Source organism: Nocardia colli (genome assembly GCF_008704205.1).
Taxonomy (GTDB): domain Bacteria; phylum Actinomycetota; class Actinomycetes; order Mycobacteriales; family Mycobacteriaceae; genus Nocardia; species Nocardia colli.
In genome coordinates this window covers 286,582-304,601 of the sequence record NZ_VXLC01000016.1, presented here as the reverse complement: position 1 = coordinate 304,601, position 18,020 = coordinate 286,582, and the positions used below count along the sequence as shown (strand labels likewise).

22 protein-coding genes are annotated in these 18,020 nt (G+C 67.7%); 4 read left to right on the top strand and 18 right to left on the bottom strand.

The features are described 5' to 3' along the window. Positions 1–24: 24 nt before the first annotated feature. Entirely contained in the window at positions 25–891 is an 867-nt protein-coding gene (gene rpsB, locus F3087_RS30855) for a 30S ribosomal protein S2 (RefSeq protein WP_150405584.1), read from the bottom strand. A 396-nt stretch (positions 892–1,287) separates the two neighbouring features. On the opposite strand from rpsB, the gene F3087_RS46115 reads away from it, so the two are divergent. From F3087_RS46115 to F3087_RS30840, 3 genes are all read left to right on the top strand, one after another. Next, positions 1,288–1,641 (top strand): hypothetical protein, encoded by a 354-nt coding sequence (locus tag F3087_RS46115; protein WP_191094220.1) that lies wholly within the window; start codon positions 1,288–1,290, stop codon positions 1,639–1,641. A gap of 9 nt (positions 1,642–1,650) precedes the next feature. Continuing rightward, positions 1,651–2,172 carry a M23 family metallopeptidase gene (locus F3087_RS30845; RefSeq protein ID WP_150405582.1) on the top strand — a complete coding sequence of 174 codons (522 nt, stop codon included), beginning with the start codon at positions 1,651–1,653 and terminating at the stop codon, positions 2,170–2,172. Positions 2,173–2,327: 155 nt separating this feature from the next. After that, entirely contained in the window at positions 2,328–2,846 is a 519-nt protein-coding gene (locus F3087_RS30840) for a DUF1990 family protein (RefSeq protein WP_150405581.1), read from the top strand. Between the two features lie 79 nt (positions 2,847–2,925). Here the strand turns inward: F3087_RS30840 and F3087_RS30835 are convergent, their stop codons facing one another. The 7 genes from F3087_RS30835 to F3087_RS30805 all read right to left on the bottom strand — a co-directional run bounded on the left by F3087_RS30835 (position 2,926) and on the right by F3087_RS30805 (position 8,429). After that, positions 2,926–3,291: a GatB/YqeY domain-containing protein gene (locus F3087_RS30835; protein WP_150405580.1), complete on the bottom strand. Its 366-nt coding sequence runs from the start codon at positions 3,289–3,291 to the stop codon at positions 2,926–2,928. A 58-nt stretch (positions 3,292–3,349) separates the two neighbouring features. Continuing rightward, positions 3,350–5,266: an alkyl/aryl-sulfatase gene (locus F3087_RS30830; protein ID WP_150405674.1), complete on the bottom strand. Its 1,917-nt coding sequence runs from the start codon at positions 5,264–5,266 to the stop codon at positions 3,350–3,352. 97 nt (positions 5,267–5,363) lie between these two features. Further along, positions 5,364–5,672, bottom strand: coding sequence for a DUF202 domain-containing protein (locus tag F3087_RS30825; RefSeq protein ID WP_150405579.1), 309 nt, complete (start codon positions 5,670–5,672; stop codon positions 5,364–5,366). Further along, positions 5,669–6,034 (bottom strand): YidH family protein, encoded by a 366-nt coding sequence (locus F3087_RS30820; protein WP_150405578.1) that lies wholly within the window; start codon positions 6,032–6,034, stop codon positions 5,669–5,671. The genes F3087_RS30825 and F3087_RS30820 overlap by 4 nt, the downstream gene beginning before the upstream one ends. Then, positions 6,031–6,702, bottom strand: coding sequence for a DUF3159 domain-containing protein (locus tag F3087_RS30815; protein WP_191094219.1), 672 nt, complete (start codon positions 6,700–6,702; stop codon positions 6,031–6,033). The genes F3087_RS30820 and F3087_RS30815 overlap by 4 nt, the downstream gene beginning before the upstream one ends. A gap of 149 nt (positions 6,703–6,851) precedes the next feature. Then, a complete protein-coding gene (locus tag F3087_RS30810) occupies positions 6,852–7,583 on the bottom strand; it encodes an acetoacetate decarboxylase family protein (protein ID WP_150405576.1) in 732 nt (243 codons plus the stop codon). Between the two features lie 99 nt (positions 7,584–7,682). Continuing rightward, complete coding sequence (locus F3087_RS30805) at positions 7,683–8,429, bottom strand: TetR/AcrR family transcriptional regulator (RefSeq protein WP_150405575.1); 747 nt, start codon at positions 8,427–8,429, stop codon at positions 7,683–7,685. Between the two features lie 54 nt (positions 8,430–8,483). On the opposite strand from F3087_RS30805, the gene F3087_RS30800 reads away from it, so the two are divergent. Next, positions 8,484–9,947 carry an MFS transporter gene (locus F3087_RS30800; protein ID WP_223885465.1) on the top strand — a complete coding sequence of 488 codons (1,464 nt, stop codon included), beginning with the start codon at positions 8,484–8,486 and terminating at the stop codon, positions 9,945–9,947. 315 nt (positions 9,948–10,262) lie between these two features. Here the strand turns inward: F3087_RS30800 and F3087_RS30795 are convergent, their stop codons facing one another. The 10 genes from F3087_RS30795 to lepB (F3087_RS30750) form a co-directional block, all read right to left on the bottom strand. Then, on the bottom strand, positions 10,263–11,186 hold the full coding sequence (locus tag F3087_RS30795; RefSeq protein WP_150405574.1) for a tyrosine recombinase XerC: 924 nt from the start codon (positions 11,184–11,186) through the stop codon (positions 10,263–10,265). Positions 11,187–11,234: 48 nt separating this feature from the next. Continuing rightward, positions 11,235–11,669, bottom strand: coding sequence for a PIN domain-containing protein (locus tag F3087_RS30790; protein ID WP_150405573.1), 435 nt, complete (start codon positions 11,667–11,669; stop codon positions 11,235–11,237). Further along, positions 11,666–11,905, bottom strand: coding sequence for a ribbon-helix-helix protein, CopG family (locus F3087_RS30785; RefSeq protein WP_150405572.1), 240 nt, complete (start codon positions 11,903–11,905; stop codon positions 11,666–11,668). The genes F3087_RS30790 and F3087_RS30785 overlap by 4 nt, the downstream gene beginning before the upstream one ends. A gap of 64 nt (positions 11,906–11,969) precedes the next feature. Further along, positions 11,970–13,097: a DNA-processing protein DprA gene (gene dprA, locus F3087_RS30780; RefSeq protein ID WP_223885484.1), complete on the bottom strand. Its 1,128-nt coding sequence runs from the start codon at positions 13,095–13,097 to the stop codon at positions 11,970–11,972. 119 nt (positions 13,098–13,216) lie between these two features. Then, complete coding sequence (locus F3087_RS30775; RefSeq protein ID WP_150405570.1) at positions 13,217–14,725, bottom strand: YifB family Mg chelatase-like AAA ATPase; 1,509 nt, start codon at positions 14,723–14,725, stop codon at positions 13,217–13,219. Further along, on the bottom strand, positions 14,725–15,081 hold the full coding sequence (locus F3087_RS30770) for a YraN family protein (protein ID WP_150405569.1): 357 nt from the start codon (positions 15,079–15,081) through the stop codon (positions 14,725–14,727). The genes F3087_RS30775 and F3087_RS30770 overlap by 1 nt, the downstream gene beginning before the upstream one ends. A gap of 139 nt (positions 15,082–15,220) precedes the next feature. Beyond that, positions 15,221–15,526, bottom strand: a complete 306-nt coding sequence (locus F3087_RS30765; RefSeq protein WP_011210678.1) for a DUF2469 domain-containing protein — start codon at positions 15,524–15,526, stop codon at positions 15,221–15,223. Positions 15,527–15,572: 46 nt separating this feature from the next. Beyond that, positions 15,573–16,328, bottom strand: a complete 756-nt coding sequence (locus F3087_RS30760) for a ribonuclease HII (protein WP_150405672.1) — start codon at positions 16,326–16,328, stop codon at positions 15,573–15,575. Between the two features lie 79 nt (positions 16,329–16,407). Then, entirely contained in the window at positions 16,408–17,163 is a 756-nt protein-coding gene (lepB, locus tag F3087_RS30755; protein ID WP_150405671.1) for a signal peptidase I, read from the bottom strand. Positions 17,164–17,243: 80 nt separating this feature from the next. Then, a complete protein-coding gene (gene lepB, locus F3087_RS30750) occupies positions 17,244–18,017 on the bottom strand; it encodes a signal peptidase I (RefSeq protein ID WP_150405568.1) in 774 nt (257 codons plus the stop codon). Between the last annotated feature and the right edge of the window lie 3 nt (positions 18,018–18,020).

Sequence of the window (18,020 nt, the reverse complement as noted above, 5' to 3'; positions counted from 1 at the left end):
CGCTGGAACAGCGAGTTACGAGACTCAGGCCTCGGCCGGGGTCTCCACCGGAGCGGCCTCGGCGGCAGCCTCGACGGGGGCTTCAGCCGGGGTCTCGGCCGGGGCGTCGGCGGCGGGTGCGGCCGAAGCGAGCAGCTCCTGCTCCCACTCGGCCAGCGGCTCGCCCGCGCCGGCTTCCGGCTTGTCGTCACCGGAGGACAGGCCGGCCCGCGCCTGCACACCCTCGGCCACCGCGGAGGCGACGACCTTGGTCAGCAGCGCGGCGGAACGGATCGCGTCGTCGTTACCCGGGATCGGGTAGTCGACCAGGTCGGGGTCGCAGTTGGTATCCAGGATCGCGATGACCGGGATGTTCAGCTTGCGCGCCTCGCCGACGGCGATGTGCTCCTTGTTGGTGTCGACGACCCAGATGGCCGAGGGCACCTTGGCCATGTCGCGGATACCGCCGAGGGTGCGGTCCAGCTTGTTCATCTCACGCGTGAGCATGAGGATTTCCTTCTTGGTGCGACCCTCGAAGCCACCGGTCTGCTCCATGGCCTCGAGCTCCTTGAGGCGCTGCAGGCGCTTGTGCACGGTGGAGAAGTTGGTGAGCATGCCACCCAGCCAGCGCTGGTTGACGTAGGGCATCCCGACGCGAGTCGCCTCGGCCGCGATCGACTCCTGGGCCTGCTTCTTGGTGCCGACGAAGAGAACGGTGCCACCGTGGGCGACAGTCTCCTTGACGAACTCGTAGGCCTTGTCGATGTAGGTCAGCGTCTGCTGCAGGTCGATGATGTAGATGCCGTTGCGGTCGGTGAAGATGAACCGCTTCATCTTCGGGTTCCAGCGCCGTGTCTGGTGCCCGAAGTGCGCGCCGCTGTCAAGCAGCTGCTTCATTGTTACGACAGCCATAGCTCCCGTATCTCTCTTTCATTTGCCGGTTGACGCAACGAATCGGTGACTCGTTGCCCTGGCGCCTCCGAATCGTCGGACCCGACCGCGAGGGTGGGGACCAGCCGACGACTCCCTGCTCCGCACAGGCTCTGCCGCGAACCGAAAAACGATGAACTCGATTCGAACAGCGCCGTTGCGAACAAGCACGGGGTGGCGCGCGAAGTCGGTCCATGCACGCACAGACCGCTCGATCAGTCTACGGGGTAGGGGGCTCAGCTTCTAAATCGGCCTGTCAGGGGGTACGCGAGGGTGGTTGCGGCAGGTGGAACGAGGGATGTCCACAGTCGAGAAAGTTGTCCACAATCGGGGTGGTGGGGGTTCCGCGGGCGGGCCGGGCGGATGAGGCTTCATGGCATGCCTTCGAATCCGATTTCATCGATGATGACGCTGGTCATACCGCTTTTCTTCGCGCTTGCCGTGTTGACGGCGCCGCCGGTCGCGGCGGATGCGCAATCGGCGGTGGGGCCGGAGCCCGCGGGTTCGATCGGCGGGCTGCGGAGCGAACCCGTGCTCGGGGCGTGCACGGGTTCGTTCTGCGGGTTGGTGCGTCCGGCGCCGTTGCGGGTGCCAGCCGGAGTTTCTCCGCTCGATCCCGAGTTCTGTGAATATGTCGGTCCCGCACCGTTTTTCATGTCGCCGAGCGATTCCGAGTTCTGCGGGCTCGTTTCGCCGGCTCCGCTGGCGTTGCCGTCGGTGGCGATCCGGTGATGCCTTGTGATGCTCGGCGCACGTTCGAATCTCTGGGCCGTTCTCGTCGGATTCGCACTGGTGCTGACCGGTTCGGAACCAGTAGCGATGGCCGCGCCCGCCGGCGACTTCGGCTGGCCGTTGCAGCCGCGGCCGACGGTGGTGCGACGGTTCGACAAGCCCGCGCAGGATTGGCTGCCGGGGCATCGGGGGGTCGATCTGGCCGGCACGTCCGGGCAGGCGGTGCTGGCAGCCGGAGACGGGATCGTGGTGTTCGCGGGGACGGTGGCCGACAAGCAGGTGGTGTCGATCGATCATCCGGGTGGGCTGCGGACGACCTACGAGCCGGTGCACGCCGAGGTTTCGGTCGGGCGGCGGGTCGCGCGGGGCACCAGGATCGGCACGCTGGAAGCCGGGCACGAGGGTTGCGGGACGTGCCTGCACTGGGGACTGCGGAGCGAGGGCGGTGGCCGGCGACGCCGGGAGTACCTGGATCCGTTGCGGTTACTGCACCTTGCTCCGCTACGGCTGAAGCCGGTCGCACCGCCCTGAGTCGCCTGCGGCTCTTCGCTGTTCACCGGCGCTGCGCGCCGCCTCGACACGGATCACGCCGAGACGAGTGGCGGTCCGCGCGCGGCGCGCGGAGTGTCGAAACAGACGCTGCGGATTGCTTCCCAATGGCGCCGGGCGCGGGTGAAGATCGGGAGATGGAGCAAGCGCCGGGCGATCCGCCGTTCACGTATTCGGAAGTCGGGGCGACGACCAGTGAATTGCCGGAGGGGTATCACCGGTTTCGGCTTCGCCGCCGGATCGGGCATGGGCGGGCGTTGTTCGAGCATGCCGGGGCGGCGATTCTGGACTATCGGATGCAGAAGGGCACCGGGATCTTTCACGATGCGTCGACCGTGCAGGCCGAGCCCGGTACGCGTTTGACGGTGCGGCTCGGAGTCGGGCCGTTGGCGATCATCGCGCCGTGCCGAGTGGTGTACGTGCTCGCCGCGCCGAACCAGCGCGGGTTCGCCTACGGGACATTGCCGGGGCATCCGGAGATCGGTGAGGAACTGTTCGCGGTCGAGTACGACCCGGCCGACGAGTCGGTGTACGGCCTCGTGACCGCGTTCTCGCGGCCCGGGACCTGGTACACCAAGCTCGGCGGGCCGGTGGTGCGCGTCATCCAGCGATTCATCGCCGGGCGGTACATCAAGACGCTGCCCACGTCGGTGTAAATCGGGCGTTCTGAATAGCGGTGTCCGTCAAGCGGATACGGCACTCGACGGACACCGTCGGATCGCTACTTCCTTCGACCTAGAGCAGGTCGGTCAGCGCCTTGGCCTGCGCGCGCAAGTCCTCGGCATGTTCCGTGCGCCCGTGCCCGTCGTACTCGTCGGCGACGGTGTGGCGTTCGGCGATTTCGGCGCGCACGATCTGTTCGATGTCGCCCTCGGTCAGCTCGCGGCGCGCGACCTCGGCGACCCCGAGGCCGACCGCGCTGCTCTCCACCGCACCCGCCCGCTGCTCACCGACGTCGACCGCCTCCGCGTTGTCGACGGCGCCCAAGGTGGACCGCAGGGCCGTGATCGCCTGCCGGTCGCGGGACTTCATCGCAACGGTCAGCGCGGCGCGCATGCGCTCGCGCAGGGGTAGCCGATCGGTCGAGGGTTCGGTTGACATGTGCACCACCGTAGGGAGGGTCGGTTTCGGAGTCGAACAGTTTTCGTCGGGCGGCGGACTATCCGAGCGTTCCGCGCGGCGTGACGATGGTGAAATCCGGGTCCGGCGAATCGAATACGCCGACGAGCTCGGCCAGCTTGGTGACGTCGCCGTCGATCAGGATGTCGCCCGCGGCGGCCGCGACCCCGAAATCCTCACCCGCCAGCAGCACCCGCATGAGCGTCGCCTTGCTCAGCGTGAAGACCGCGTCCGGTTCCGGCAGCGGCACCCCGTCCGGCCGGTCGTAGTGGGTCAGCCGTCCGTTGCGCAGTTCGAGGCGGTGCACGCGATCCTCGTCGCTGATCTGCCAATCCGCGACGACCCGCTGATTCCACGCCTTCGGACCGTCGACGCGCAACGCCATGGCATCGAAGACCTGCTCCACGGTCAGCGCGGCCAGCATGGTGGGCGCGTTGGCCTTGGTCGGCGTACCGAACGAGCCGTAGCGCAGTTCGTAGGCGCCGCTGAGATAGAAGTTGCGCCAGGTGGCGTTCTCCGCGCCGTAGCCGAGTTGCTCGAATGTGCTGGCCTGCAACGCTTTCGCCGCGTCGTTGGTGGGATCGGCGTAGATCACGTAGTTGAGTACCTGGGCCACCCACCGGTAGTCGCCCGCGTCGTAGGACTTGCGCGCCTTGCGCAGCACTTCCTCGGCGCCGCCCATGAACTCCACATGCCGCATGGCGGATTCGACCGGCGGATGCTCCCACAGGTGCGCCGGATTGCCGTCGAACCAGCCCATGTACCGCTGATAGATAGCCTTGACGTTGTGGCTGACCGACCCGTAATACCCGTGCGTGTGCCAGCTACCCTCGACGGCCGACGGCAGGGTGATCATCTCGGCGATCTCCGCGCCGACGTAGCCCTGGTTCAGCAGGCGCAAGGTCTGATCGTTCAGGTATCCGTATAGGTCACGTTGCAGCGCAAGGAATTCCACCAGCCGGTCGGTCCCCCAGGTGGGCCAGTGGTGGGAGGCGAACACCACATCGGACCGGCGCGCGTACAGGTTGATCGCCTCGGTCAGGTACTTCGCCCAGACGTGCGGATCGCGCACCAGTGCTCCGCGCAGGGTGAGCAGGTTGTGCAGTGTGTGCGTGGCGTTCTCGGCCATACACAGGGCGCGGTGGTCCGGGAAGTAGAAGTTCATCTCGGCGGGTGCCTCAGTGCCGGGGGTGACCTGGAAGACGATCCGGATCCCGTCGACCGTCTCCTCCTGCCCGGTCTCGGTGATGTCGACCGTCGGCGGAATCAGAGTCACGGTGCCGACCGAGGTGGTCTGGCCTAGCCCCGCACCCACCGCGCCGAGCGGCCCGCGCGGCAGCACGGCGCCGTACATGTACCCGGCCCGGCGCGACATCGCGGTGCCCGCGTACACGTTCTCGGCCACAGCGTGTTCCAGGAACCCGGCCGGTGCGATCACCGGACAACGTCCTGCCGCAACGTCTTCGGTGGTGGTCACCCCCATCGCGCCACCGAAATGGTCGACGTGCGAATGGGTATAGATGAGCCCGATCACCGGACGATCCCCGCGATGCGCCCGATACAGCGCGAGCCCGGCGGCGGCGGTCTCCGCGGAAATCAGCGGATCGATCACCAGCACACCGGTTTTGCCCTCGACCAGCGTCATGTTGGACAGGTCGAGCCCGCGAATCTGATAGATCCCCTCGGTGACCTCGAACAGCCCCTGCTTGGTGACCAGCCCGGCCTGCCGCCACAGACTGGGATTGACCGAGGCGGGACAGGATTCGCGCAGAAAGTCGTAGGAGTCGTTGTCCCACACCACGGTTCCGTCGGCGGCGGTCACCACACCGGGCTCCAGCGCGGCGATGAACCCGCGCTCGGCGTCCGCGAGATCGGCAGTGTCGGCGAACGGCAGCGCGGCGGCGGAACGCTGCTGCTCCGCGACGATGAAATCGCTCGGCTCGGTCGCTGTGCTCATGCCCGCGCCGCGCTGGCGCTCGACTCCGGCATGCACTGATCGTTCGCTCATGTCATCCTCCTAGGAGTCGGTGCAAAGTTGCTGTGCCGGTGGGGATCTAGGGCCACGGATCGGTGAGCTCGATAACGGCCGCGAGACTCGCGACGGCCACCACCACCACAGCCGCCGCGCCGACGACGAATCCGCCGTGGCCGTGGCGGCCCTCGCGCAGGCTGCGGTTGCGCAGGTAACTCAGGCCGGCCAGCGCCGCCATGGCGATCGCCGCGCCGATCGGCGCGATCAACGCGGGACGCCACCCGCTGGTCACGGCATGGTTCAGGAACAGTGCGCCGGTGATCATCGAGGCGACCGCCGTGCGCCGCCACGCCAGGGCGGTGCGCTCCGCGGCGAGCCCGGCGCGGCTCATCGCAGCAACACCGCGACACCGGCCAGCACCGAAACGACGGCGATGCCCGCGGACAGGATCGGCACCAGCACGGTGTCGGGCAGCGGCCGCCCCTGCCGCATCGCCACCCCCACCCGCCGCCAATGCGCGTACGCACCAACCGCGATGACCACCGCGAGCACGAGACAACTCAGCGCGAGCACCCGCCGAACGCCGCCCATCCGGAACGGCTGCACCAACGTGTGCACCGCGACACCACCGGCGAGCAGGCCGAGCGACGTACGCATCCACGCGAGGAACGTGCGCTCATTGGCCAGCGTGAACCGGTAGTCGACCTCTTCTTCCCCGTCCTCCGACTCGGCGTCGGGGCTCGGCAGCGTCATGCCGCCCCGGCTCGGGCGGTGGATTTCTCGCGCACCCACAGCCAGGTCAGCGCGAGCAGGACGACCAGCGCGGGCTTGCCGAAGACCAGGGCGAAGGTGCCGAGCAGGACGACCTTGTCGGCCAGATAGAGCGGAACCATCACCGCCACGTGCGCCGCCCAGAACACGAACCAAGCGAGGGTGATTCGGCGATGCAGCCGCAGCCGGGCCGCGCGGTCGGCGGGCTCGGCAGGCTCGAGCCGGATCTTGCGGGTCACGGTGTAGCTCAGCGGCTTGCCGGTGAGCAGTGTCGCACCGAACAGCACGGTCATCACGACGCTCAACGCTACTTCCGGCAGATAGAAACCGCGCCCCTCGCCGGTGATCTCGACGAACAGCGAGAACACCAGGATCACCAGCACCGCGCCCGCCACCACCCGCACCGAATCGCCGCGTATCAGCCGCACCGCGCCCAGCGCGACGGCGATCAGGATCGCGACGAAGACACCGACCTCGGCGCCGGCCACGGAATAGGCGATCAGAAAGCCGATCGCGGGAGCGGCTCCATCGAGCAGGTGCTGCGGTCCGTGCATCGCACGGAACTTCCCCCACATCTCCGCGACCACACCGCGTGATTCCGCCAGGCCGTCGCCTGGATCCAGCTGCCGGCGCTGGTCGTCGGAATTCACGGGCACCTCTCCCATACAGGTCGGCTTCGTGTCGCGAGCAAACAGCCCGCTACGTCACCCTAACCGGCCATCCTGGGGGCGTCCACGAACCGCGCGGGCCGTGATCATGCGGTTACTCGAGGAGGTGTTCCCGCTGGTTGTAGCTGTAACTACACGGTGATTGCGTCTTCGAAGGTCATCGTCAGACGGGAGATGGTGGAGGTCATGACGGCGCGGCGCGGGAGGCGCAGCGAGCGCAGTTCGTCGGCGATGGGGTGCTCGCCGAGGGCGAGGGTGGCGCCGCCGGGGCGGGCCCGCATGCCGGATGGTTCCATTCGCCATGGCGTGCATCGGGTGACGCCGTCGATGTGCGAGTAGGCGTCGAACGAGGAGGCGGTGTTTCGGCGTTGCGGTGTGGAAATGCCCTGTTGAACAGTCAGATCGACGATGAGCTTGCCGTCCTGACGCAGCGCGCCGTGGCGCGGTCCGGCGTCGTGGCGCACGGTGAAATCGGCAAGTTCCTTGGGGAATCCCCAGATTCCGCGACCGGCGGCGAGGGTGAAGTCGCCGTCCACCGGCAGGCGATGGATGAAGACTCCGGCCCGGTTCGTCGCCAAGGCACGGAGGTCGCCGAAACGAACGGCCGGGTCGGCGGTGTGGTGCCGGACCATGAACGAGACGCCGAACTCGTTGTACGGGCCGAGATCACCGTCGACGTACTCGACGAAAACGAGCGAACACATCGCGCGGCCGCCCGGAAGTCGCAGAACATGTAGTCCGGAGTAGTCGATGAGTTCCTGCGCGGCACCGGCGGGAACCAGATAGCTCGCCATGAACGCGTGCGCGAGCCGGATGCGAACCGGCATGCGAACTTCCTGGCCGAGGACGGTGTGGGTGCTCACGCGAACGCCTTCCCGTGCACCCACGCCGGAATCGTTGAGGTACACCACGTCTCCGGGCCATGCATGCTCCGTCGACAAACTAGAACTCGTTTCAGTTTATCAAGACAGGTCGGCGTCGGCGTCCCTATCCTCCGATCGTTCCCCCGCCCCCTCGGGCAGCCGGTGCTCCAGACCGTCCAGCAGGCACAGCAAGCCGAAATCGAACGCCATCGCCCGCGCCGCGTCGGGGGTGACCGGCGAGAGCGCCCGATAGTCCGACAACATGTCCGGATAGTCCCCGGCCACCTCTTCCATCATCTGCACGATGGACTCCCGGTTGATATCGACATCGCCATACGTCTTGGCCCACGCGATCTCCGGGGTCACGATCCCGAGCACGTAGGACATCACCGTGCCGCTGGCGAGATAGATATCGATGCCACGGAAGCCCGCGCAGATGTAGGCGCGGCGCAGCCGATCGGTGAGCCGCAACGCATTCGGCCCCATGCTGGGCAATTGACCGATCAGCGAGGCGCTCCAACCGTGCGCGCGCAGCGTGTCGCGGAAGTTGTAGGCGAACGTCGTCAGCACTTCCCGCCAGGACGCGTCGTCCGACTCCGGGACCTCGACCATGCCCCAGAACTCGTCGAGCACCAATTCCAGTAGCTCGTCCTTGTTGGCGACATACCAGTAGAGGCTGGTGGCGCCCGCGTCGAGCTTGGCGCCGATCTTGCGCATGCTCAGCGCATCGAGCCCCTCGGCGTCGAGGAGATCGACGGCCGCGCCGACGATGTGGTCCAGGCGTAACCCCGACGCCTTCGGTTGCCGGGGTTCGCGGAGCCATACCGAGTCGAACTGCTTGGTCACGGGCCAATCTTATATTGGTTCGCACACTGTGCGAGTTCATCGTACGCTGTTCGAGTGGAATCGAACGTTGTACGAGACCCTCGCCGCTGGTGGATTCTGGGGGTCCTTTGCCTGTCCTTGCTGGTGCTGATGCTCGACAGCACTGTGCTCAACCTCGCTATCCCGTCGCTGATTCGTGAGCTCGGGGCCACGCCGTCGGACGTGCAGTGGATCCTGGACGGCTACGTGCTGGTCTTCGCCGGACTGCTGCTCACCGCGGGCAGCCTGTCCGACCGATTCGGCAGGCGGCGGATGCTGATCTACGGCCTGGCCGTGTTCGGCGTGGCCTCGCTGGCCGCGGTGCTGGCCACCGAGCCGTGGCACGTCGTCGCCGCGCGGGTGCTGATGGGCGTCGGCGGTTCGCTGCTGATGCCCTCGACCATCTCCATCCTGATGACCACCTTCGCCGAGGACGAACGGCGCAAGGCGATGGCCGCCTGGTCCACCGTCTCGATGGTGGGCATCGTCGCCGGGCCGACGCTGGGTGGTCTACTGCTGCAGCACTATTGGTGGGGATCAGTGTTCCTGCTGAACATCCCGGTCGCGGCGCTCGCCATCGTCGCGGCACTGGTGCTGATGCCGGAAACCACCGGCGAGCAGCGGCCGGTCGACCTGGTCGGCGTGCTGTTGTCCATCGTCGCGCTCGTCTCCACGGTCTACGTGATCATCGAGCGCGAGTGGAACATCGGCATGATCGCGCTGGCCGTGCTGACCGCGATCGGGTTCGTGGTGTGGGAGAGCCGGTCCGCGCATCCGATGCTGCCGCTGGCGGTGTTCCGCAACCGGGACTTCACCGGCACTGCGCTCACGCTGCTGCTGATGGTGTTCGGGATGGGCGCGGTGATGCTGATGCTCACCCAGTACCTGCAGTTCGTGCTCGGTTATGGGCCGATGAAGGCCGGGTTGGCGCTGCTCCCCTATGCCGTGGCCGCCGCGGTGTGCAACGGGCTCGGCGCGACCTTGGGCAAGAAGCTCACCAACAAGACGCTCATCGTGTCGGGTCTGCTGATCATGGGTGGGGCGTTCGCGATTCTTGCCGTCAGCGAGAGTTACCTGTGGATCCTGGTCAGCATGCTGGTCATGGGCGTCGGCGGCGGGTTGGCCGGCCCGGCCGCGTATGCCGCGATCATGAGCGCCATTCCGCTCGAACATGCCGGCGTCGGTTCGGCGATGAACGACACGTTGCAGCAGGTCGGCATGGCGATCAGCATCGCCATCCTGGGCAGCGTGCTGGCTGGCGTGTTCACCGAGCAGATGCCGGCGGATGTCCCCGAGGCGGCGCGCGAATCCATCGGCGCCGCATTCCAACTCGGGTTCGCCGAGCCGGCGAAGGTGGCGTTCACCGCGGCCATGTCGACGGGTTCGTGGATCAGCGCCGGGTTCTGCGTCGCGGCCGCGTTGCTCGGTGTGACGCTGCTTCGGGCGCGGCGGACACCTGCGGCTGATCAGCCGCAGGAGCCTGTGGTCGAGGTCGGCTAGGGAACGGAGGCGTCGTCTCTCCATGCGGTCGGAGAGGCGGCGTCACTGGGCGTAACTCACTGTTCCGGCCCGATTGCTTCGAAGCTCAGGCTGCGGATCGCCTTTGTCGCGCAGACGAACAACGATTCGTCCTGGCGACGCCCGGAATGCTGCGACTGGTTGTTCGTCGGAAGGCGGGACATGACTGACCGCAGTACCGCGCAGGCACCGGAGGGGCGAACCCGTAGACGGTTGCCGCCGAGACCTTTTGCGGGTTAGACATCGGACGCGCGGCGAGTCGAGGGCGGACCGCTTCGTGCGCGGCCCCTGCTTGCCTCAAGCGCGGGGATGTGCCTGGTCGTGGACCTTCTTGAGCCGTTCGATCGACACGTGGGTGTAGAGCTGGGTGGTGGCCATGCTGGCGTGGCCGAGGAGTTCTTGGACGACGCGGAGGTCGGCGCCGCCCTCCAGGAGGTGGGTGGCGGCGGTGTGGCGTAGGCCGTGCGGGCCCATGTCGGGGGCGCCGGGGATGGAGGAGACCACTTCGTGCACAACGGTTCTGGCTTGGCGTTGGTCGAGGCGTTTGCCGCGGCGGCCGAGTAGCAGGGCGCGGCCGGAGTCCGCCGTGGCGAAGGCGGCGCGGCCGTGCTGGAGCCAGTTACCGATCGCCTCGTCGGCGGGGATGCCGAAGGGGGCCGAGCGTTCCTTGTTGCCTTTGCCGAGCACGCGGACCACTCGGCGTTCGCGGTCGACATCGTCGATGTCGAGGCCGCACAGCTCGCTGACTCGAATTCCGGTGGAGTACAACAGCTCCACGATCAACCGGTCCCGCAGTGCCATCGGATCATGCTGTGCGGCGCCGGATTCGGCGGCGTCCATGGCGCCGAGCGCCTGCTGGCGGCCGAGCACGGCCGGTAGCACCCGGTGCGCCTTGGGGGAACCGAGCCGCAGTCCTGGATCGACGGTCAGCCGTCCGGTCTGGGTGAGCCAGGCGGTGAAGGTGCGGGCCGAGGAGGCCCGCCGCGCCATCGTGGTCCGCGCCACGCCGGCCTGGGACTGCTGGGCGAGCCAGGAGCGCAGCAGCAGCAGATCCAGTTCGCGCACCGCGGAATCCGCCGACCTGGCGTACAGGTGGGCCAGCAGCGAACGCGCGTCGCCGAGGTAGGCGCGCACCGTGTGCGCCGACCGGTTCCGGCCGAGCCGCAGGTGCCTGCTGTACTCGGCCAGCAGCGCTTCCAGGTCCTCGGGCAGTTCTTCCATCTCACCACCGTCCTTACCGTTGTCTCGGTTGGCAAGCCACCGCGCCGCTCACAGGTCGTCGGGCAGCACTCGGAAGGCCTCGGCACCGGTCAGTGGCCGGATCGCGCGAAAATCCTTGCGGTCTAGGGTCAGGATCACGTCGGTCTCGTATTCGGCTGCCAGCACGACGTTTACCGCGTCGGTGAGGTCGAGTCGTAGATCGGCGTATCGGTCTTGCACTCTGCGCGCCTTGCGCAGGTGGTCGCTCGGCAGCGCCGGTACCGCGACGCGGCCGAGCGGTTCCTGGGCGAGCAGCCAATCGTTGAGGACGCCTACCGTCTGCCGGTCGAAGTCCCGGGTCACGATGTGTTCGATCTCGAGCAGTACTAGCGGGCAGACGACCGTCAGCGACGCTGCGGCCAGTGCGGCGCGGGCGCCTTCGTGTTCCGAGTGATCGGTGTCGAAGGCGGCGACCAGGGCGGAAGTGTCGCCGATGACGATCAACTGTTCCGCCGCACGATCTCCTCGTGGACCACCTGATTCATTTCCTCGGCTGTCCGCGACCTGCCGGAGCTGATCGTCGGGATGTCCCAGTTGTCGGTCCAGCGTTTTGTGCGCAGTGCGGCGATGTGGAATGCCTCGCGGAAAATCTCGGACTCGGGCCTGCCCTCCCGCGCGGCGGCCGCCTTGATGAGGGCCAAGTCCTCTTCGTCGACCATTACTGTCGTCTTTTTCAGCATGGGGGTTATGGTACCTGCACCATACATTTGTGTCAGCTTTCTTTTGGGGGGTGGGTGGCATCGGTCAGGTGTCCTCGGGGTGGCGGCGGGTGGTCGGTTTCCGGTACCAGCCGCCTTCGTTCGTGCCGACGAACTCCGCGAGCTCGAGGGCGGGCAGGGCCGCGCGAACGGCGTGCAGGGTCAGGCCGGACTGCTGGGCCAGTTCACGGGGCGTGCGCGAACCGATCTTCGGGAGAGCAGCGAAGACGAGGGCTTCGTCACCGGACAGCGAATCCTCGGGGCCGCCGGCCGAATCGGGCAGCGGCAAACGCAGCGGCCCGGCCTCGTCGATGACCTCCGCTGCTCGCGTGACGAGCAATGCCTCGCCTTCGCGAATCATCCGGTGACAGCCGACGGAGGCCGCCGAGGTGACCGGGCCGGGGACGGCCAGCGCCGGACGGCCGAGGCGCCGTGCCCATTTCACCGTGTTGCGCGCCCCGCTGCGCAATCCCGCCTCGACGACCAGCACGCCGTCGGCCAGGGCGGCGACGAGCCGGTTCCGCGCCAGGAACTGGTGTTTGTGCGCGGTGGTGCCGGGCGGGTATTCGCTGACCACCAGCCCGGTTTCGGCGATCTCGGCCAGCAGCCGATCGTGCTCTGCCGGATACGGACGGTCGACGCCGCAGGCCAGCACCGCGATGGTGGAGCCGCCGACGGCCAACGCCGCGCGATGCGCCATCCCGTCGATCCCGAAGGCCGCGCCGGACACGATCGTCCAGCCCTGGGCCGCGAGATCGCTCGCGATCTCACCGGTGACCTGGTTCCCGTACCCGGTGCTGCACCGCGCGCCGACGACCGCGAGCGCGCGGTCGCTCGATTCCAGCAGCGACCGCGGACCGCGCACCCACAGCACCAGCGGTACCGCACCGTCCCGGTCACGACCCGCGTCGAGCTGAGTGAGACCCAGCAGTCGCCACGCGGGCCACTCCGGATCGTCGGGCGTCACCACCCGTCCACCGATCCGCTCGATCAGCTCCAGATCCCGTGCCGCCGAGTCCGTTCCGCGCCGCTGCTCGGTCGGTCCGCGAAGCGACTGCGGCAGCTCACACTCGCGTACCGCGCGCGCCGCCTCGATCACTCCCACCGACTCGATCAAGGCCGAGAGCGCCGCACACGGCCCCGCCACCACCCGGGACAGATACACCCACGCCAGCCGTCGCTCGTAGGCGTCGAGATCGAAGGCCTCGGAGCAGCTTCCAGCCGATAGCACTGGGAGCTCGATGTCCCCGTCGTCCGTAGGAGATGGCACGGACTCCGCGTCGACGCCCGCGCTCATTGCGCACCTCGCTGCCGAAAGTTCAACGCCGCCAGCACATCCTGCGCGGTCGGCAACTCCGCGCCGCGCAGATCAGTGATCGTCCACGCGACTCGGATGGCCCGGTCCGCACCGCGCGCGGACATCCGCCCGAGCCGCAACGCCGTCTCGACCGGCGCGATCGCCTCGTGCGGCAGCCGGAACTTCTGACGCAGAATATGGCCCGGCACTTCGGCATTGGTCAGCCAGCCGTACTCCTGCCAGCGCCGCACCGCCGCCTGCCGCGCCACCGCGACCCGATCGCGCACCACCGCACTGCTTTCGGCCTTGTCGGTGTTGAACGCGGCCCCGGACTGACCGTGCATCCGCACCCAGATGTCGATGCGATCCATCAGCGGCCCGGACAGTTTCCCGAGATAGCGCCGCCGGGCAAGCGGCGCGCAGATGCAGTCGACGTCCCGGGCCGGCGCGCACGGGCACGGATTGGCCGCCAGGACGAGTTGAAATCGCGCCGGATACCGGGCCACGCCGTCACGGCGCGCGATGCGAACTTCGCCCTCCTCCAACGGAGTTCGCATCGCCTCCAGCACCTTGGTGCCGATCTCCGCACATTCGTCGAGAAACAGCACACCGCGATGCGCCCGGCTCACCGCACCCGGTCGTGCGGTGCCCGAGCCGCCGCCGACCATGGCGGTCACCGACGTCGAATGATGCGGCGCGACGAACGGGGGCATCGTGATCAGCGGGTGGTCACCGGACAACACGCCCGCCATCGAGTGGATGGCGGTCACCTCCAGTGACTCGGACTCCGACAGCGGCGGCAACAGCCCCGGAAGCCGTTGCGCCAACATCGTTTTCCCGATCCCGGGCGGACCGGTGAGCAGCAGATGATGCCCACCCGCCGCGGCGACCTCCAACGCCCAGCGCGCCTCGTCCTGCCCGACCACCTCACTCAGATCACCGCCGGACCGCACCGGTTCCGGCATCCGCCCGGTCGGTTCGGGAAGCGAGCCTTCCCCACGCAACCAGGCCACCACCGTGCGCAGGCTCGGCGCGCCGAAAACATCTATCCCATCGACCAATCCGGCCTCGGCCAGCGCCGATTCCGGCACCACGACCGCAGGCCATCCCGCATTACGGGCAGCGATCACCGCGGGCAAGATGCCGCGCACCCGACGAACCCGCCCGTCCAACGCGAGTTCACCGAGCAACACCGTCTTCGCGAGCCGCTCGGACGGAACCGCACCCGACGCGTCGAGTACCGAAATCGCCAGGGCCAGATCGTAAACGCTGCCGATCTTGGGCAACGTCGCCGGCGAGAGCGCCAGAATCACCCGCCCGTCCGGCCACTTCTCCCCCGAGTTCGCCACCGCCGAGCGAACCCGATTCCGCGATTCCTGCAGTGCCGTATCCGGCAACCCGACCAGGTGCACCGCGGGTAACCCCTGCCCGATGTCGGCCTCGATCTCGACCATCAGCCCGTCCACCCCGGTGACCGCGACCGAATGCGCCCGGCCGAGGGCCATCAGAACACCGCCTTGAGGTGATCGATGACCGGCTCGTGCCCGCGGGCCAGCAGCACGGAGACGACGTCGAACCGGATCTGCCGCCACGGACCGTCTTGCTCGGCCAGCCACAGCAGCGAGAGCCGCCGGATCCGCTGCTGTTTGATGAAGGTGACCGACTCGGCCGGTATCCCGAACCCGAGCCCCGACCGGGTTTTGACCTCCACGAACGCGGTGACCCCGGCGTCCCGGACGATCATGTCCAGTTCACCGTATTTGCATCGCCAGTTCCTGCTGACGATCTCGATCCCCGCTGTCTCGAGGAACTGTGCCGCCAGTTCTTCCCCACGCGCGCCGAGCGCCCTTTTATCCGTCACCCGGCCAATGTGCCCGGCGGCGCACCTCGGCCTCGGCCGCCGAACTGGGCGAATACCGGCCCTGGGGATAACCGGGTCGCTGTGGAGAACCCGGGGACGCAGCTAGCCGAAACCACCGAACTGTCGGTGGACCGTGCTACTACTCCGGCAGGCGCAGGTCCGGCTTCTCCAGCTCTTCGATGTTGACGTCCTTGAAGGTGATCACGCGGACGTGCTTGACGAACCGGGCCGGACGGTACATGTCCCACACCCAGGCATCGCTCATCCGAACCTCGAAATACACCTCACCGTCGGCGTTCTGCGGGCGCAACTCCACGGAGTTGGCCAGGTAGAAGCGGCGCTCGGTCTCCACCACGTACGAGAACTGACCGACGATGTCTTTGTACTCCCGGTACAGCGAGAGCTCCATCTCGGTTTCGTACTTCTCGAGGTCCTCGGCACTCATCGGGTGGGACGTCCTCCTTCTCGCCGCGCTGCGTCGTGTGCTGACATCATCGCGCATGGGTAGCGCCGGTAGCCACTCGGCTATCCGGACGCCCGTCTTGGAACTCATCGGACATCATCGGGGTCTCCTCGCCGGAGAGCATCGCATCCGCCGCTTCGGCCACCGCCGAGACCGGTCGCAGGCCCTCGACCTCGCGCACGTTGCGCCAGGAGCGGCGGTGCTCGTCGCTGGGCCCGAGCCGGCGCAAGGCGGCGAGGTGGTCGGGCGTGTTGTAGCCCTTGTGGCCGGCGAAACCGTAACCGGGGAACCGTTCGTCGAGATCGACCATCATCCGGTCCCTGGTGACCTTCGCCAGGATGCTGGCGGCGGCAATGCAGGCCGCGGCCGCGTCACCGCCGATCACCGGCAGCGACGGCGCGGGGATGCCGGGCACCCGGAAGCCGTCGGTCAGTACGTATCCCGGCGTCTCGCCGAGCCCGGCGACCGCGCGGCGCATGCCCTCGATATTGGCGACGTGGATGCCGATCGAGTCGATCTCCCAGGCCGGGATCACCACGACGTTCCAGGCCAGCGACAACCGGATGATCACCGGGTACAGCTCTTCCCGGACCGCCTCGGTGAGCTTCTTGGAGTCGTCGAGCCCGGCCAGCTTGTCGTAGGCCTTGGGCGCGAGCAGGCAGGCCGCGACGACCAGGGGCCCCGCGCACGGTCCGCGGCCCGCCTCGTCGACGCCGGCGACCGGGCCGAGCCCGCTGCGGATCAACGCCGCTTCGAGCGTGCGTAATCCACCCGCCTTTCGCATCACCACGCGCGGCGGCCACCCATTGCTCTGTACCACTCGGCTCTGCCCCACCGTCCAATTATGCTGCGGCCGCTGATGATCAGTTCGCTTGGGCGTTCTCTGAGCGGACCGGACCGATCCGGCTGGGCGGCCAGATCTTGAACACGGCCTTGCCGCGGACGTTGTCCACCGGGACCGTGCCTTGCAGCTCATCGGTGATGTGGGCGCGCGAATCGGCGGACTCGTTGCGGTTGTCGCCCATCACCCACAGATGCCCCTCGGGCACCTTGACCGGCTTGAACTCGCGTCCGCCGCCGGGGCCGTAGGGCTGACCGGGGACGTACGGGAGCAGGTAGCGCGCGTACGGCTCGTCCAGCGGTTTGCCGTCGACCAGCACCCGGCCCTGCGCGTCGCAGCATTGCACCGTCTGACCGCCGACCGCGATCACCCGCTTCACCAGATCGTTCTCGTCGGGCGGCACCAGGCCGAAGAAGGAGAAGAAGTTCTGCACGCCGCGGGCGACGGCGTTGTCCGAACGGATCGACTGGTAGTGCGTGTTCCAGGACGGCGGGCCGACGAACACGACCACGTCACCGGGCTTGGGATCACCCCAGTAGTAGCTGAGTTTCTGCACGTAGATGCGGTCGCCCGTGCACCCGGCGCAGCCGTGCAGCGTGGTTTCCATCGACTGCGACGGAATCACGTAGGGGCGTCCGACGAAGGTGACCATCAGCGCGGCGATCACCGCCGCGATGACGACGAGAATCGGCAGCTCCTGCCAGAACGGCCGCTGCTTCTTCTCGCGGCGCCGCCTGCTGCGCCGCACCCGCTCGTCGTCCGAATCGGACACCGACACCGACCCACTTTCGTCTGCCACGCCGAACAGATTAGCCCGGCACCCTGAGACTCGGCTGACGCCAGGCGATCGGCGTCACACTATTTCGATTGCGGGTCCTGCGATCGCACCGGCCCGATCCGGTTCGGCGGCCAGATCTTGAACACCGCTTTGCCCCGGACGTTGTCGGCCGGGACGGTGCCGTGCAGCTCGTCGGTGATGTGTGCGCGCGAGTCGCGCGAGTTGTTGCGGTTGTCGCCCATCACCCACAGCGAACCCTCTGGTACCTTGACCGGCGCGAACTCGCGACCGCCGCCGGCGCCGAAGGGCTGGCCCGGCTTGTACGGGAGGGTGTAGCGGGCGTACGGCTCGTCCAGCGGCTTGCCGTCGACCAGGACTCGACCCTGCGGGTCGCAGCACTGCACGGTCTGACCGCCGACCGCGACCACGCGCTTGACCAAGTCGTTCTCGTCCGGCGGCACGATGCCGAAGAACGAGAAGAAGTTCTGTACTCCGCGGACGACGGTGTTGCGCGAACGCGTCGACTGGAACGTGTCGTTCCAGGACGGCGGCCCGACGAACACGACGACGTCGCCCGGCTGCGGATCACCCCAGTAATAGCTCAGTTTCTGCACGTAGATGCGGTCGCCCGTGCATCCGGCACAGCCGTGCAACGTGGTCTCCATCGACTCCGACGGAATCAGATACGGACGCCCCACGAAGTTGACCATCAACGCGGCGATGACCGCGGCGATCACGATGAGGATCGGCAGTTCCTGCCAGAACGGCCGCTGCTTCTTCGCCCGCCGCCACCTGCCGCGACGCCCTCCCCCGTGGTCGGCCGATTCCGTCGAGGACGCGCTGTGGTCTGTCACACC